This is a genomic window from Curtobacterium sp. VKM Ac-2889 (assembly GCF_015350855.1).
Classification (GTDB): domain Bacteria; phylum Actinomycetota; class Actinomycetes; order Actinomycetales; family Microbacteriaceae; genus Curtobacterium; species Curtobacterium poinsettiae.
Window position 1 is genome coordinate 447,778 of the sequence record NZ_JADKSC010000002.1, and the last position, 15,757, is coordinate 463,534.

General features: G+C 71.5%; 15 protein-coding genes. 8 read left to right on the forward strand and 7 right to left on the reverse strand.

Annotated elements, in window-relative coordinates:
• Nucleotides 1–70: 70 nt before the first annotated feature.
• Nucleotides 71–1,099: a class II fructose-bisphosphate aldolase gene (gene fbaA / locus ITJ50_RS07915; protein WP_017886723.1), complete on the forward strand. Its 1,029-nt coding sequence runs from the start codon at nt 71–73 to the stop codon at nt 1,097–1,099.
• A 173-nt stretch (nt 1,100–1,272) separates the two neighbouring features.
• Nucleotides 1,273–2,532 carry a M18 family aminopeptidase gene (locus ITJ50_RS07920; protein ID WP_042539407.1) on the forward strand — a complete coding sequence of 420 codons (1,260 nt, stop codon included), beginning with the start codon at nt 1,273–1,275 and terminating at the stop codon, nt 2,530–2,532.
• Between the two features lie 600 nt (nt 2,533–3,132).
• On the opposite strand, the gene ITJ50_RS07925 is transcribed toward ITJ50_RS07920, so the two are convergent.
• Nucleotides 3,133–3,864, reverse strand: coding sequence for a DUF6264 family protein (locus tag ITJ50_RS07925; protein ID WP_194590257.1), 732 nt, complete (start codon nt 3,862–3,864; stop codon nt 3,133–3,135).
• Nucleotides 3,861–4,925, reverse strand: a complete 1,065-nt coding sequence (locus ITJ50_RS07930) for a 4-hydroxy-3-methylbut-2-enyl diphosphate reductase (RefSeq protein WP_416354614.1) — start codon at nt 4,923–4,925, stop codon at nt 3,861–3,863. Before ITJ50_RS07930 ends, ITJ50_RS07925 begins: the two co-directional genes overlap by 4 nt.
• A gap of 126 nt (nt 4,926–5,051) precedes the next feature.
• Here ITJ50_RS07930 and xseA point away from each other — a divergent pair, with 126 nt between their 5' ends.
• The 5 genes from xseA to ITJ50_RS07955 all read left to right on the forward strand — a co-directional run bounded on the left by xseA (nt 5,052) and on the right by ITJ50_RS07955 (nt 9,442).
• Nucleotides 5,052–6,287, forward strand: a complete 1,236-nt coding sequence (xseA, locus tag ITJ50_RS07935; RefSeq protein WP_159557513.1) for an exodeoxyribonuclease VII large subunit — start codon at nt 5,052–5,054, stop codon at nt 6,285–6,287.
• A gap of 71 nt (nt 6,288–6,358) precedes the next feature.
• Nucleotides 6,359–6,604 carry an exodeoxyribonuclease VII small subunit gene (locus ITJ50_RS07940; RefSeq protein WP_017886728.1) on the forward strand — a complete coding sequence of 82 codons (246 nt, stop codon included), beginning with the start codon at nt 6,359–6,361 and terminating at the stop codon, nt 6,602–6,604.
• Nucleotides 6,601–7,236, forward strand: coding sequence for a DUF4245 domain-containing protein (locus ITJ50_RS07945; protein ID WP_056072848.1), 636 nt, complete (start codon nt 6,601–6,603; stop codon nt 7,234–7,236). Before ITJ50_RS07940 ends, ITJ50_RS07945 begins: the two co-directional genes overlap by 4 nt.
• Before the next feature lie 74 nt (nt 7,237–7,310).
• Nucleotides 7,311–7,925: a carbonic anhydrase gene (locus ITJ50_RS07950; RefSeq protein WP_017886730.1), complete on the forward strand. Its 615-nt coding sequence runs from the start codon at nt 7,311–7,313 to the stop codon at nt 7,923–7,925.
• 113 nt (nt 7,926–8,038) lie between these two features.
• Complete coding sequence (locus tag ITJ50_RS07955) at nt 8,039–9,442, forward strand: class II fumarate hydratase (RefSeq protein ID WP_194590258.1); 1,404 nt, start codon at nt 8,039–8,041, stop codon at nt 9,440–9,442.
• A 93-nt stretch (nt 9,443–9,535) separates the two neighbouring features.
• Here the strand turns inward: ITJ50_RS07955 and ITJ50_RS07960 are convergent, their stop codons facing one another.
• The 3 genes from ITJ50_RS07960 to ITJ50_RS07970 all read right to left on the reverse strand — a co-directional run bounded on the left by ITJ50_RS07960 (nt 9,536) and on the right by ITJ50_RS07970 (nt 13,639).
• Entirely contained in the window at nt 9,536–10,897 is a 1,362-nt protein-coding gene (locus ITJ50_RS07960; protein ID WP_194590259.1) for a PhoH family protein, read from the reverse strand.
• Nucleotides 10,898–11,560: 663 nt separating this feature from the next.
• Nucleotides 11,561–12,670, reverse strand: coding sequence for an aminotransferase class V-fold PLP-dependent enzyme (locus ITJ50_RS07965; RefSeq protein WP_042537708.1), 1,110 nt, complete (start codon nt 12,668–12,670; stop codon nt 11,561–11,563).
• Between the two features lie 183 nt (nt 12,671–12,853).
• Complete coding sequence (locus tag ITJ50_RS07970) at nt 12,854–13,639, reverse strand: isoprenyl transferase (RefSeq protein WP_031259495.1); 786 nt, start codon at nt 13,637–13,639, stop codon at nt 12,854–12,856.
• A gap of 97 nt (nt 13,640–13,736) precedes the next feature.
• On the opposite strand from ITJ50_RS07970, the gene trhA reads away from it, so the two are divergent.
• Complete coding sequence (trhA, locus tag ITJ50_RS07975; protein WP_042537844.1) at nt 13,737–14,444, forward strand: PAQR family membrane homeostasis protein TrhA; 708 nt, start codon at nt 13,737–13,739, stop codon at nt 14,442–14,444.
• A gap of 111 nt (nt 14,445–14,555) precedes the next feature.
• On the opposite strand, the gene ITJ50_RS07980 is transcribed toward trhA, so the two are convergent.
• Complete coding sequence (locus tag ITJ50_RS07980) at nt 14,556–14,861, reverse strand: hypothetical protein (RefSeq protein ID WP_194590260.1); 306 nt, start codon at nt 14,859–14,861, stop codon at nt 14,556–14,558.
• Nucleotides 14,858–15,748 carry a mycothiol conjugate amidase Mca gene (mca, locus tag ITJ50_RS07985; protein ID WP_139179747.1) on the reverse strand — a complete coding sequence of 297 codons (891 nt, stop codon included), beginning with the start codon at nt 15,746–15,748 and terminating at the stop codon, nt 14,858–14,860. Before mca ends, ITJ50_RS07980 begins: the two co-directional genes overlap by 4 nt.
• Between the last annotated feature and the right edge of the window lie 9 nt (nt 15,749–15,757).

Below are 15,757 nucleotides of genomic sequence, written 5' to 3' on the forward strand. Positions count from 1 at the left end.
ACCCGGACCGCGCCTCCAGTCCGGCTGACTACGATCGGCGGGGACATCACCGAAGTCGAAGGAGATCCACGTGCCCATCGCAACGCCGGAACAGTACGCCGAGATGATCGAACGCGCGAAGGCGGGCAAGTTCGCGTACCCCGCGGTCAACGTCTCCTCCTCGCAGACCATCAACGCGGTCCTCCAGGGCCTGCAGGAAGCCGGTTCCGACGGCATCCTCCAGGTCACGACGGGCGGTGCCGACTACTTCGCCGGCCACACCATCAAGAACCGCGCAGCGGGTGCCCTCGCGATGGCGAAGTTCGCCCACGAGGTCGCGAAGAACTACGACATCACGGTCGCCCTGCACACCGACCACTGCCCGAAGGACGCCCTCGACGGCTTCGTCCTGCCGCTCATCGCCGCGAGCGAGGAAGAGGTCCGGCAGGGACGCAACCCGATCTTCCAGTCGCACATGTGGGACGGTTCGGCCGTGCCGCTCGACGAGAACATCGAGATCGCGAAGACGATGATCGAGAAGACGCGGAACATCAACGCGATCCTCGAGGTCGAGATCGGGGTGGTCGGCGGCGAAGAGGACGGCGTCCAGCACGAGGGCACGAACGACGCGCTCTACACCACCCCGAACGACGTCGAGAAGGTCGTCGACGCGCTCGGCCTCGGCGACAAGGGCCGCTGGATCGCGGCGCTCACCTTCGGCAACGTGCACGGCGTCTACAAGCCGGGCAACGTCAAGCTCCGTCCCGAGCTCCTCGGCGAGATCCAGGCGTCCGTCGCGGCGAAGCACGGCACCGGCGAGAACCCCCTCGACCTCGTCTTCCACGGCGGCTCCGGCTCGACCGACGACGAGATCCACGAGGCCGTCCGCAACGGTGTCATCAAGATGAACATCGACACGGACACGCAGTACGCGTTCACCCGCTCGATCGCGGACTCGATGTTCCGCAACTACGAGGGCGTGCTGAAGATCGACGGCGAGGTCGGGAACAAGAAGCAGTACGACCCCCGCGCCTGGGGCAAGGTCGCCGAGACCGCCATGGCGGCTCGCGTCGTCGAGGCCGCGAAGGTCCTCGGCTCGGCCGGTCACGCCAAGGGCTGAGCAGGTCCGTCCCGTCCGACCCGTCGCGAGACGCCGTCGTGTCCGCGAAACACCGCGGATTCCGGCGGCGTCTCGCGTTTCCGGGGGCGTCTTGCGATGACGCCGGCGTCTCGACGGACGGCCTGGAGGCACGGCTCGCCTCCGCCACGCTCGTCACGTGCCACGATGGTCGGGTGACCGTCGACGCCATCGCCTCCGAGTTCGCCCAGTTCGTCACCGAGTCGCCGACCGCGTTCCACGCGGCTGCGGCGACCCGTGACCGTCTCGTCGCTGCCGGGTTCACCGAGCTGTCCGAGCTCGACGCCTGGCCGACCGAACCCGGTGCGTACGTGGTGGTCCGCGACGGCGCCGTCATCGCGTGGCGTCTGCCCGACGGTGCCGGACCGACGACGCCGTTCCGGATCCTCGGCGCCCACACCGACTCCCCCGGCTTCCGCATCAAGCCGAACCCCGGCGTCCGCACCGGGGGCTGGGAGCAGCTGGGCGTGGAGGTCTACGGCGGCGCACTCCTGTCCACCTGGTTCGACCGCGACCTCCGGATCGCCGGCCGGGTCGTCGACGCCGACGGCAGCGTGCGGCTCGTCAGCACCGATGCCGTCGCCCGGATCCCCAACCTGGCGATCCACCTGGACCGTGGGGTGAACGACGGCAAGGAGATCGACCGCCAGCGCCACACCCTGCCGATCGTCGGGGTCGACGGCGACGCCGGTGGGACCTCTGTCGTGGAGTGGCTGCTCGCCCGGCTCGGCGAGGGTGCCGTGTCGTGGGACCTGTTCCTCGCGGACACCCAGGCGCCGGCCCGGATCGGCATCGAGCGGGAGTTCCTGGCGTCCGGCCGGATGGACAACCTGACGAGCGTGCACGCCGGACTCCGGGGCATCGTCGACGCTCCCACCGACGGTGACCACATCCCGGTGTTCGCGGCGTTCGACCACGAGGAGATCGGCTCGTCGACGCCGTCCGGTGCCGGGGGTCCGTTCCTCGAGGACGTTCTCGGCCGTGTGCAGGAGGGCCTCGGCGCCACCCGATCCGAAGCTGCCCGGGCGTTCCGTGCATCGTGGCTGCTGTCGAGCGACGCCGGGCACCTGGTGCACCCGAACCAGCCGGAGAAGCACGACCCGACGAACCGTCCGCGTCCCGGAGCCGGTCCGCTGCTGAAGATCAGCGCGAACCAGCGCTACATGACCGAGGCGAAGGGCGAAGCCGTCTGGGCCGCCGCGTGCGAGACCGCCGGTGTGCCGTGGCAGCCGTTCGTCAACGTGAACACGATCCCCGGCGGCTCGACGATCGGCCCGATCGCGGCGACCCGACTCGGGATCCCGACGATCGACATCGGCGTCGGGCTGCTGTCGATGCACTCGATCCGGGAGCTCGTGCACGTCGACGACCTGGCCGCCCTGCACGGCGCGGTCGCGGCCTTCCTGGCCGGCTGACCTCCGGGCGGCGTCGTCGGCGGGCCGGGGTGGTCAAGACTCCCTGTGCGCGCAGGGCCGAGCGGTCACGAAGTGTCGGTCGCGACGATGCCGGACGACACTTCCTGGCCACTCGACGGCGGGCCCGCGGCGTGTTGCGACCGCTCGACCGCAGGTGCTGGGTGTGTCGGTGAGGCTGACGACGATCGCCGGAAGGGCACCGGCACCGCGACTGGCCGACGGACCGCCTGCCGAGTGGTCACGACTCCCCACGCGCGCAAGGCCGAGCGGTCACGAAGTGTCGGTCGCGCTGATGCCGGACGACACTTCCTGGCCACTCGACGGCGGGCCCGCGGCGTGTTGCGACCGCTCGGCAGGGGCGACTGGGTGTGTCTGCGAGGCTGACGACGATCGCCGGAAGGGCACCGGCACCGCGACTGGCCGACGGACCGGCTGCCGAGTGGTCACGACTCCCCACGCGCGCAAGGCCGAGTGGTCACGAAGTGTCGGTCGCGCCGATGCCGGACGACACTTTGCGACCACTCGACGGCGGGAACGCGGCACGTTGCGACCACTCGGTGGCCGAGGGCGGGCGCGGCGAGCAGCCCGGCGGTCAGGCGGTCAGGCGCCGGACTGTCGCAGCATGAAGTCGACGAAGGCCTGGTCCTGCAGGACCACGACGACGAACGCGATCGTGCTGATGGCCGTGGCGACGACCGCGCCGACCAGCGGCACCCAGAACGTCCGCTTCCGTGCCCGGAGCCGGCGGATGGACCACCAGGCGACGAGGGCGAAGACGACCACGTTGGTGATCGCGGCGATGACGGCGGCCGTGCTCAGGGCACTCGGGTCGTTCAGTGCCGTGTACTGGGTCTCGAGGGTGCGCCGCACGGTGGAGGCGACGTCACCGACCGACAGGGACTGCACCACGGAGACGAGTCCGAATGCCAGGAGCCCGACGGTGAGCACGAAATCGGCCGGCGTGCGGCCGAACCGGCTCCGTGGCATCGTCCGCTGCACCCCGGCAGGGGCCGCACCGGAGCGAGCGTCCGGACGAGCGTGGTCGGTGCGGACGCTGTCGCGCGGAGCAGCGTCGCGCCCGCCGACGGCCTCGGCCTGGTCCTGTCGCTCGCGGTCCTGCCGCTCCTGCTCGACGAGGACCGGGTTCACCCAGCCTTCGGGCGCGTACTCGCCGTAGCCCGGGGCGGGACGGCCCTGTGGCCGACCGTTCGCGGGACCGGCGGGCGACGTCGGGGACGCTCCCCGGGCCTCCTGGCCGGAACCGACGCCGGCGTCGCCGTGGTCCGCCGGGTGGCGGCGCGGCACCGAGGACCAGCCGTCCGCGCCGCTCATGCCCGACGCCCGCCGAGCGCGCGCGTCGGGTTGCCCGAGGCGTCGGTGCGGAGTTCCTTGGGGAGCGAGAACATCAGGTCTTCGTGTGCGGTGACGACTTCTTCGACGGCGGCGTAGCCGGCGTCGGCGAGCTGTTCGAGCACCTCGGCCACGAGTTCTTCCGGCACGGACGCACCGCTCGTCACGCCGACCGTCTCGACGCCGTCGAGCCAGTCCTGCTGGATCTCTTCGGCGTAGTCGACGCGGTGCGCGGCGCGGGCACCGTGCTCGAGCGCGACCTCGACCAGGCGGACGCTGTTCGACGAGTTCGCCGAGCCGACCACGATCACCAGGTCGGCACCGGGCGCGACCTTCTTGATCGCGACCTGGCGGTTCTGCGTGGCGTAGCAGATGTCGTCCGACGGGGGGTCCTGGATGGCCGGGAACTTCTCGCGCAGCAGCCGCACGGTCTCCATCGTCTCGTCGACGCTGAGCGTGGTCTGCGACAGCCAGACGAGGTTGTCCGGGTCCGGCACCGAGAGCGCCGCGACGTCGGCGGGGCCGCTCACCAGGATCGTGCGGTCCGGGGCGTGTCCCATGGTGCCCTCGACCTCTTCGTGGCCGGCGTGCCCGATCAGGATGATGGTGCGCTCGGCCTTCGCGAACCGTGTGGCTTCGCGGTGGACCTTGGTGACGAGGGGGCAGGTGGCGTCGATGGCGTGCAGGTCGCGCGCTTCGGCACCCGCGACGACGGCCGGCGACACACCGTGCGCGCTGAAGACCACGTGCGAGCCGCGGGGGACTTCGGCGACGTCGTCGACGAAGACGGCGCCGCGCTGCTCGAGCGTCGAGACCACGTGCACGTTGTGGACGATCTGCTTGCGGACGTAGACGGGCTCGCCGTACTGCTGCAACGCCTTCTCGACGGCGACGACCGCGCGGTCGACCCCGGCGCAGTAGCCACGGGGCGCGGCGAGCAGCACCTTCTTGGGGCCGGCGACCGGCTCGTCACGCAGTCGGCCCCGTGCCGCGTGCACACGCGGTGGGGCGAGCGGGACCGTGTGGCCGTTGGTGATCGTCACGTCCCCGATGATAGGTGAGCGGCACGCACGCGACCTGGGCGCGTGGGGTGCCTGTGGACAACACGACGTCCGTCCTCTGTCACCGGTCTCGGGCACGATGGACGTCCCAGCAGGACGAGGAGCGACATGGCGATCGAACAGGGCCCGCCGACGGCCGACAACCCGTGGCCGGTGGCGCTCCTCGGCGCGAAGCTCCGGGACTGGATCGACCGGCTCGGCACCGCCTGGGTCGAGGGCGAGATCACGCAGTGGAACGTCGCCGGCGGCAACGTGTACGGCAAGCTCAAGGACGTCGAGGTCGACGCCACCGTGTCGTTCTCCATCTGGTCGAGCGTGCGCTCCCGGGTGCCGGCGGACATCAAGCAGGGCGACCGGGTCGTCGCGGCACTCAAGCCGAACTACTGGGTCAAGGGCGGCTCGCTGACCATGCAGGTCGTCGAGATGAAGCACGTCGGGCTCGGTGACCTGCTCGAACGCCTCGAGCGCCTCCGCCGCACCCTCGCCGAGGAAGGCCTGTTCGACCCGGCTCGCAAGCAGCGTCTGCCGTTCCTGCCGCACCGCATCGGCCTGGTCACCGGCAAGGACTCCGACGCCGAGAAGGACGTCAAGCGGAACGCGCAGCTGCGGTGGCCCCAGGTGGAGTTCCGCACCGTGCACACCGCGGTGCAGGGCGAACGGACCGTCGCCGAGGTCACCGCGGCGATCCTCGAGCTCGACGCCGACCCCGAGGTCGACGTCATCATCATCGCCCGTGGCGGCGGCGACTTCCAGAACCTGCTCGGCTTCAGCGACGAAGGACTCGTCCGTGCGGCGGCGGCGGCGTCGACCCCGATCGTCTCGGCGATCGGGCACGAGGCCGACCGCCCGATCCTCGACGAGGTCGCCGACCTGCGCGCCTCCACCCCCACGGACGCCGCCAAGCGGGTCGTGCCCGACGTCGCCGAGGAGCTCGCCAACGTGCGGGCCGCCCGCGCCAGGCTCGGGCTGCGGCTCTCGCACACGCTGTCGGTCGAGGCCGACCGGCTCGCCGCGCTGCGTTCGCGGCCGGCCCTGGCGTCGACCGCGTGGCTCGTCGACACCCGTGCGGAAGAGGTCGCGCGCGACCTGTCCCGCGCCCGCGAACTGCTCGACCGCCGACTCGAGCGCGGACACTCCGAGGTCGGGCACCTGACCGCTCGCCTCCGGGCGCTCTCGCCCCGCGACACCCTGCGCCGCGGGTACGCCATCGTGCAGCGGGCCGACGGGGGTGTCGTCCGGGGCACCGACGACCTGTCCGGAGCGACGCCGGTGCACGTCACGCTCGGTGCCGGCACGGCCACGGGCACGCTCGAACCGGACGGCCCCGGCCCGGACGGCTCCTGAGCACGACGGGTGTTCTCCACAGCCTGGGTCCGGGCGGCGGATCGTCGGTGGACGCTCGGTAGGATCGTCCCGTGCCATCCCAGCAGGAACCCGAGCAGACCGACGTCCAGTCGCTGAGCTACGAAGCGGCCCGCGACGAACTCGTGCGCGTCGTGAGCGAGCTCGAACAGGGCTCCGCGACCCTCGAACGTTCACTGGCGCTGTGGGAGCGGGGCGAAGCCCTCGCCGCCCGGTGCGAAGAGTGGCTCGTCGGTGCCCGCGCGCGACTCGACGCGGCCCGTGCCGCCAGCGATGCCCAGGACGGCTCAGGCCGATGACCGACCCGAACGGCCGTCCGATCGTCGCCGAGCTCGGTCGCCCCGAGACGGCAGAGGAGACCTGGGCGCGCAAGGACGCCGCCCGGACCGCCCGCCGGCAGCACCAGACCGCGTTCAACCTGGTCATCGCGCTCATCGCCTCGCTCGGCATCGTGCTGTTCCTGGTCGCCGTCGTCGTCCGGCCCGACACCACCGTGGACCGCACCGTCGACTACCAGCAGATCGCGGCCAAGGCCCAGGTCGACGACGTCACCCTGGTGGCGCCCCCGCTGCCCGACGGCTACAGCGCCAACCGAGCGGACTTCGCGAACAAGACCACCGACGGTGTGGACGTCTGGACCGTCGGCTTCGTGACCCCGGACAAGCAGTACCTCGGTCTGCAGCAGGGCATCGACGCCAACGCCTCGTGGGTGTCGAACCAGCTCGACCAGCGTCCGTCCACCGGTGACCGCACCATCGGCGACACGGAGTGGACCGTCTACGACCGCCGCGCCGAGGGCACCGACGCCGGCAACCACGCGTACTCGCTCGTCTCGACGTTCGGCAAGGACACGATCGTGCTCTCCGGTACCGCCGACGACAAGGCCTTCCGGACCGTGGCCACCGCCGTCTCCCGACAACTGACCGAGTAGACGACGACCGGCACGACCGCCGCCCGTCACCACCGCACCCGCCCCGCTGCGTCCCATCCGAACCGAGGAGTCCCATGCCCGACCGCGCCGCCTCCACCCCGTCCGACGCCCTGCGCCTGCTCGTCGACGGCAACGCCCGCTTCGCCGCCGACAAGCGCCGGATGGGCCGCGTGGACCCGGACCGCCGCACCGAACTCGAAGGATCGCAGTCGCCGTTCGCGACCGTCCTCGGCTGCTCGGACTCGCGGGTGCCGTTCGAGCACGTCTTCGACGCCGGCATCGGTGACCTGTTCGCCATCCGCAACGCGGGCCAGATCGTCGACGACGTCGTCCTCGGCTCGATCGAGTTCGCGGTCGTCGCGCTGGGCACCCCCCTGGTCGTCGTGCTCCGGCACACCCGGTGCGGTGCCGTCGCGGCCGCGCGCTCCGGTGAGCCCGTCCCCGCCCCGCACCTGCAGGCCCTCGTCGACGCGATCGCCCCGAGCGTCGAGAAGGTCCGGCGCACCGACGCCGAGCTGCCGCAGGAAGCCGTCGGCGCCGCACACCTCGAAGCGACCCTCCGCCAGGTGATCGAGCGCTCCGGCGCGGTCTCCGACGCCGTGGCCGAGGGTAGATTGGCCGTCGTCGGGGCGACCTACGACCTCGCCACCGGAGAGGTCACCATCGACACCGTCGTCGGCCAGGTCTGACCGACGCCGACACCGACACCGACCCCGACGACGACCGCCCCGGCGACCCCGGGGCGCAGGCACGGGCCGGCGCGACCGCGACCGGCGAGCACCCCAGGAAGGACCACGACGACGTGACCGACACCACCCCGACCGAGTTCCGCATCGAGCACGACACCATGGGCGAGGTACGGGTGCCGAAGTCGGCGCTCTACCGTGCCCAGACCCAGCGCGCCGTCGAGAACTTCCCCATCTCGGGCACCGGGCTCGAGTCGGCGCAGATCGTGGCGCTCGCGCGGATCAAGCGCGCCGCGGCCATCGTGAACGGTGAGCTCGGCATCGTCGAGCCCGCCGTCGCCGACGCCATCGCGGGTGCGGCCGACCTGATCATCGGTGGGCAGCACCACGACCAGTTCCCGGTCGACGTCTACCAGACCGGCAGCGGCACGTCGTCGAACATGAACATGAACGAGGTGCTCGCGACACTGGCGTCCGACATCGCGGGTTCCGCCGTGCACCCGAACGATCACGTCAACGCCTCGCAGTCGTCGAACGACGTCTTCCCCACCTCCGTGCACGTCGCCGTGACGGAAGCGCTCATCCGCACGCTCGTGCCCGCGCTCGAGCACCTCGCCGAGTCGCTCGAGGCGAAGGCCACCCTGTGGGCCGACGCCGTCAAGTCCGGCCGGACGCACCTGATGGACGCCACGCCCGTCACCCTCGGGCAGGAGTTCGGCGGCTACGCCCGCCAGATCCGCCTGGGCATCGAGCGGGTGCAGGCGACGCTCCCCCGCGTCGCCGAGGTCCCGCTCGGCGGCACCGCGGTCGGCACCGGCATCAACACCCCCAAGGGCTTCCCGCAGCGGGTCATCGCCCAGCTCGCGAGCGACACCGACCTGCCGATCACCGAGGCCGTCGACCACTTCGAGGCACAGGGCGCACGAGATGCCCTGGTCGAGGCGTCCGGTGCGCTCAAGGTGCTCGCCGTCAGCCTGACGAAGATCAACAACGACCTGCGCTGGATGGGTTCCGGTCCGAACACCGGGCTGGGCGAGCTGCACATCCCCGACCTGCAGCCCGGTTCCTCGATCATGCCCGGCAAGGTGAACCCGGTGATCCCCGAGGCCACCCTGATGGTCGGCGCCCGGGTCATCGGCAACGACGCCACCATCGCCTGGGCGGGCGCATCGGGTGCGTTCGAGCTGAACGTCGCCATCCCGGTGATGGGCACGGCGCTGCTCGAGTCGGTCCGCCTGCTGGCGAACAGCTCGCGCGTGCTCGCGGACAAGACCATCGACGGGCTGCAGGCGAACCTCGAGCGTGCCCGCGCCTTCGCGGAGTCCTCGCCGTCGATCGTCACCCCGCTCAACCGGGTCATCGGCTACGAGGCGGCGGCGAAGGTCGCGAAGTACGCCGTCGCCGAGGGCATCACCGTGCGCGAGGCCGTCGTGGCCCTCGGCCACGTGGAGCGCGGCGAGGTCACCGAGGCGCAGCTCGACGAGGCGCTCGACGTCCTCAGCATGACCCACCCGAACTGACGCGACGCTCCTGACGCATCCCCAGGACGGACGGGAGGCCCGGTGCCAGCTGGCACCGGGCCTCGTGTCCGTCACGTGGCGGCTCGACGCGCGCTACACCAGATCGGGCGAGTCCAGCAGGTCCGTGACCAGAGCGGCGATCGCGGAGCGCTCGGAACGCGTCAGCGTCACGTGCGCGAAGAGCGGGTGCCCCTTGAGCCGCTCGATGACCGACGCGATCCCGTCGTGCCGGCCGACCCGCAGGTTGTCGCGTTGCGCGACGTCGTGGGTGAGCACCACCCGCGAGTTCTGGCCGATGCGCGAGAGCATGGTGAGGAGCACGTTCCGTTCGAGCGACTGGGCCTCGTCGACGATCACGAAGGCGTCGTGCAGGGAGCGGCCACGGATGTGCGTCAGGGGCAGCACCTCGATCAGGCCGCGCTCGATCACCTCGTCGAGCACGTTGTCCGAGACCACCGAACCGAGGGTGTCGTAGACGGCCTGCGCCCACGGGTTCATCTTCTCGCCGGCGTCACCCGGCAGGAAGCCGAGGTCCTGCCCGCCCACGGCGTACAGCGGCCGGAACACCATGATCTTCTTGTGCTGCTGCCGTTCGAGCACCGCTTCGAGTCCGGCGCACAGGGCGAGCGCCGACTTGCCGGTGCCGGCACTGCCGCCGAGCGAGACGATGCCGATCTCGGAGTCGAGCAGCGCGTCGATCGCGAGCCGCTGCTCGGCCGAGCGCCCGCGGAGGCCGAAGACCTCACGGTCGCCGCGCACCAGGGCGACTGTTCCGGCGACGTGCACGCGGCCGAGCGCCGATCCACGCTCGGAGTGGATGACGACCCCGGTGTTCACGGGGACGCCGTCGAGCTTCGCGGAGCGGATCTCCTCTTTCTCGTACAGGTCGGACATCTGCTCGCCGGACACCTGCAGGTCGGCGATGCCGGTGTAGCCAGAGTCGACCGCGAGTTCGGCGCGGTACTCCTCGGCCGCCATGCCGATCGACGACGCCTTGACCCGGAGCGGCAGGTCCTTCGACACGACGACGACGTCGAGCCCGTCGTTCTTCAGGTTCGACGCGACGGCGAGGATGCGGGAGTCGTTGTCGCCGAGCTGCAGGCCCGACGGCAGGACGGACTGGTTGGAGTGGTTCAGTTCGACGCGGAACGAGCCGCCGTCGCCGATCGCGATCGGGAAGTCGAGCCGCTCGTGTTCGATGCGCAGTTCGTCGAGCAGCCGCAGGGCCTGCCGGGCGAAGTACCCGATCTCCGGGTCGTTGCGCTTCGCTTCGAGTTCGCTGACGACCACCACGGGCAGGACCACGGCGTGCTCGGCGAAGCGGAACAAGGCCCGCGGATCGCTGAGGAGCACCGATGTGTCGAGCACGTACGTGCGCTGGGCGACCGATGTGGACGAGTCCGCGGTGTGCTGTTCCTGTGTTCCGCGAGAGACGTTCTGAGAGGTCACGACCACTCCATCCCCGGGCCGCGACGGGCCCGGTCCTGTCCTCGAACGCGGCCACGGAGCGGGTCCCGAAGCACCGACTGTGGCCGCTTCGATCGGGCGCGGTGCCCGATGGGGACAACGTACGTCCGGCCCCCGACACCCCGCCAGCGACACGCGGTTTCTGGAGTTACGGTCGCGTGAACAACGCGAGCGCAGCTCGTGACGCGGCTGGTCACGAGTTGTCTGTTGCGACCGCTCCAGCCGACAGGTGGTGACCACCCGGCGGACGTGAGCGGGGTGTCGTGACCGCGAGCAGGCAACGGACGGGAGGCCCGTGGCGGCCCGGCACCGCGCCTCCAGGCCGTCCGTTGGTCGCGACTCGTCGCGCGCGCCGCGTCGACTGGTCACGAACTGTCGGCCGCTGCGGCGCCAGCCGACAGGTGGTGACCACCCGGCGGACGCGAGCGGGGTGTCGTGACCGCGCGCAGGCAACGGACGGGAGGCCCGTGGCGGCCCGGCACCGCGCCTCCAGGCCGTCCGTTGGTCGCGACTCGTCGCGCGCGCGACGTCGACTGGTCACGAACCGTCGGCCGCTGCGGCGCCAGCCGACAGGTGGTGACCACCCGGCGGACGTGAGCGGGGTGTCGTGCCCACCCGCGGACCGCGAACCCGCAGCGCGGCGCCGCGCTGCTACTGCATGGTGGCGTACGAGACGCAGGCGTCGCGGAACATGTCGAGGGTCTCGTCGGTGGTCGACGGGAACACCGACACGCGCGCGACCCCGAGCCGCGTGGTCGCGGTGACGCCGTGGTTGTGCATCGCCGCGGACAAGGCGGTCACGCGACCCTGCGTCGGCCGCAGCACCACGATGCCGGCGCGCTCTGCCGGGTCGCGGCTGGACTCGACCTCGAGCCCGAACTCGTCGGCGATCGCGAAGACGCGCTCGACACGGTCGGCGACTCGCTCCTGCACGGCGGCGACACCGACGGCGGTGAGGCGCTCGAGCGACACCGCGAGCCGGGCCTGCGCGACCGGGTCGATGCGGGACATCTGGAAGCCTGCGGCTGCTGGACGGACGGCGGGGACCTCGGTCGGCCAGCCGGACGTGCCGTGCGGACCGGACAGCGCCGGACGGATCCGGTTCAGGGCGCGGTCGCTGAAGGCCACGAACCCGGTGCCCCACCCGGCGTGCAGCCACTTCTGCCCGCCGGTGGCGACCACGTCGGCGACCTCGTACGGGGCGTCGACGACACCGAAACCCTGGATGGCGTCGACGATGAGCAGGCGGTCGCCGATGACCTCGCGGATGGCGGCGAGGTCGGTCAGGTAGCCGGTGCGCCAGTCGACCAGCGACACCGCGACGGCGGTCACCTCGTCGGTCAGGCGCTCACGGATCAGCTCCGGCGTCACCCAGCCGGCACCCGACTCGATGACGACGGGCTGCACCCGTCCTCCGGTGGCCGACGCGGCGCTGGCCAGTGCGAGCGGCAGCGACGGGTACTCGTCGGCGGACACGAGCACACCCCCGGTCAGGCCGAAGGCGGTGTGCAGCAGGCCGGGGGTCGTGGCGGCCTGCGAGACGACCTGGTCCTCGCGGCGGCCGACCAGCCGCGCGGCGACGGCGCGGACGCGGGCGTCCTGCTCGTCGAGGGTCTCCATCGCGCCGAATCGCATGTGGGCCTGGATCGTGCCGAGCACGCGCTGCTCCTCGAGCACGGCGGTCTGCACGGGGCCGAACGCAGCGTGGTCGAGGTAACCGGGGTCTTCGGAGAAGCCGGCGGCGTACTCGTCGATGTTCACAGGTGGTGCACCTTTCACAGGGTTGAACCCTGAGAGCCTACTGGGACGTGGCTCCGCCGACGAACCCGGTGCGGCAGGTGGCTGGCGGCTGGGCGACCAGCCGCGCCCGACCGCACTCAGCCGCGCTCGGTCGCCGAAGCGACGCTCAACGGACGAAGCGACGCTCAGCCGCCGAAGCGACGCTCAGCCGCCGAAGCGACGCGAGCGGAGCCCGAAGTCGCGGACCGCACGGAGGAAGTCGACCTCGCGCAGGTCCGGGTAGAACGCCTCGACGAAGTAGAACTCGCTGTGCGCGCTCTGCCACAGCATGAAGTCGGACAGCCGCTGCTCGCCCGAGGTCCGGATCACCAGGTCGGGGTCCGGCTGGCCCTGCGTGTACAGGTGGTCGCCGATGAGCTCCGGCGTCAGCACCTCGGCCAGGGTGTCGATGGTGCCGCCACCCGCGCCGTGCGACTGCACGATGCTGCGCATGGCGTCCGCGATCTCGCGACGGCCCCCGTAGCCGACGGCCAGGTTGACGTGCAGCCCCGTGCGTCCGGCGGTGCGCTGCTCGGCCCGTTCGAGCGCGGTCACCAGGTTGTCCGGCAGCCCCTCGTTCGAGCCGACGTGCTGCACGCGCCAGTCACGGTTGTCGGCCAGGACCCCGGCGAGGTCGGCGATGATCCCGACGAGTTCCTCGAGCTCTTCGCCGCCACGACCCGTCAGGTTGTCGGCGGACAGCAGGTAGAGCGTCACGACCTCGATGCCGAGGTCGTCGCACCAGGTCAGGAACTCCGGGATCTTCGCGGCGCCGGCGCGGTGGCCGTGTGCGGCGGACTCGAGCCCGAGCTGCTTCGCCCAGCGGCGGTTGCCGTCCACGATCATGGCGACGTGCTTGGGCTTCGCGGCCCCTTCGAGCTGGCGGCGGATCCGGCGCTGGTAGGCGCGGTAGAGGATCCCCCGCCCTGTCCATCCCGCCGTCCCGGTCACGCACCGAGCGTAGTGCACCACCTGGACGAGAGCCCTGGGGGTGCCCGCTCTGCGGACACGTGGCGGTCGTTCGGGATCAGGCCCTATGGTCGGGTCCATGCAGGACGAGCACGAGACCGGCACCCTCCCCCACGTCCCGTTCACGGAAGAGGCGACGGCCCCCACCTCGGAGCCCCGTCCCGCCTGGCGCGGCTGGATCCACCTCGGCGCGTTCCCGTTCGCGATCGCGATGGGGGTCGTCCTGATCACCCTCGCCGACAGCACCGCGGCGAAGGTCGGCAGTGCCGTGTTCATGGCGACGTCGCTGGCGATGTTCGGCGTCTCGGCGACCTACCACCGGTTCCCGTGGGGGCCGAAGGTGAAGGCCGTGCTGAAGCGCATCGACCACACGAACATCCTGCTGCTCATCGCCGGCACCTACACGCCGATCGCGATCTGCGCCCTGCCGCACACGCTGATGGTCGTCGTGCTGTGGGTGATGTGGTCGGGCGCAGCGCTCGGCATCGCGTTCCGGGTGCTCTGGATCAACGCGCCCCGCTGGCTGTACGTGCCGATCTACCTGGTGCTCGGGTGCGCTGCCCTGGCGCTGCTGCCGCAGTTCTTCGCCGCGAGCGTCCCGATGACCGTGCTCATCCTGTCCGGCGGCGTCGCGTACATCATCGGGGCGTTGGTCTACGGCTTCAAGCGGCCGAACCCGGTGCCGACGCAGTTCGGGTTCCACGAGGTGTTCCACGCCCTGACCGTCGTGGCGTTCGGTGCGCAGTGGGTCGGCGTGCTCATCGTCGCGCTGGACCCCGTGCGCTGACCGTCGCACGTTCCTGGTGCGCCCGCGCCCGGTTCCGGTCGGCGCGCGCACAAGGCGAACGGGAGGCCCGTGGCGATGCCGCCACGGGCCTCCAGTCCCTACCCGGTCGCGTCAGCCGCGCTCGGTGTCGTCGCCGACGTCGGCCCGGCCGTCCTCGGCCGCACGCCCCTCCGGCTCGTCCGTCGCGGTGCCGTCACCCGCGGTGCCGTTCGCCTCGGCCTCGAGCCGCTCCCGCACCTCGGCGCGGTAGCGGGTCCGGCGGATGCGCCGGGTCATGTCGACGACGAGCAGGATCGTCACGATGGCGACGAGCGCGATCGCGATGAACCCGACGACACCCGGGGTGACGTCGACGTCGGGGACGACCGAGGGGCTGGGACTGGGGGTGGCGGCGAGTGCCGCCGCGATGGTGCTCACGAGGTCGGTTCCTTGTCGGCTGGGATCCCGGCGAACAGGTCGGTCTCCGGGAGTTCGGTCGGCACGCGTGCCTCCACGAGCTGGTAGTCCTCGGTCGGCCACACCGTCGCGAGGAGGTCGTTCGGCCAGTAGAAGAAGGCGCTGTCCGGGGCGACCTGGCTGGCGTGCGCGCGGAGTGCGGCGTCGCGCTGGTCGAAGTACTCGTGCACGTCCACGTGGGTGGTGGCGAGGTCGGGCCGGTCGGCGAACCGCTCGACCCACTCGCGCAGCTGCTCGACCGCGGGGCTGTCCGGGTCGCGCTCCTGCAGGGCTTCGAAGATCGTGCTGAAACGGCGCGGGTTCATCGTGCGCTCGTAGTAGAGCTTCGCGATCGACCAGGGTGCACCGGCGGTCGGGTACGCCGACGGGTCTGCGGCGGCGGACCACGCGGCCATCGACACCTCGTGCGTGCGGATGTGGTCGGGGTGCGGGTAGCCGCCGTTCTCGTCGTAGGTGACGAGCACGTGGGGGCGGAACCGGCGGATCACGCGGACCAGCGCCTCGGTGCTGTACTCGAGCGGGACCGTCGAGAACGTGCCCGGCCGCACCGTCTCGCCCTTCTCGGCGTCGGGCAACCCCGAGTCGTGGTACCCGAGCCACAGGTGGTCGATGCCGAGTGCCTGCTGCGCCGCGGCCATCTCGGTGCGGCGGTACCCGGCCATGTCGCGGTGCGCACGGCTCGTCGCCGGCTCGCCGAGCTGGTCGTTCAGGATGTCGCCGGCCTCGCCGCCGGTGCAGGACACGACGAGCACCTGGTGCCCGTCGGCCACGTACTTCGCGGCGGTCGCGGCACCCTTGCTCGACTCGTCGTCGGGGTGGGCGTGGACTGCCAGCAGGCGGTAGGGCACGTGGGGTTC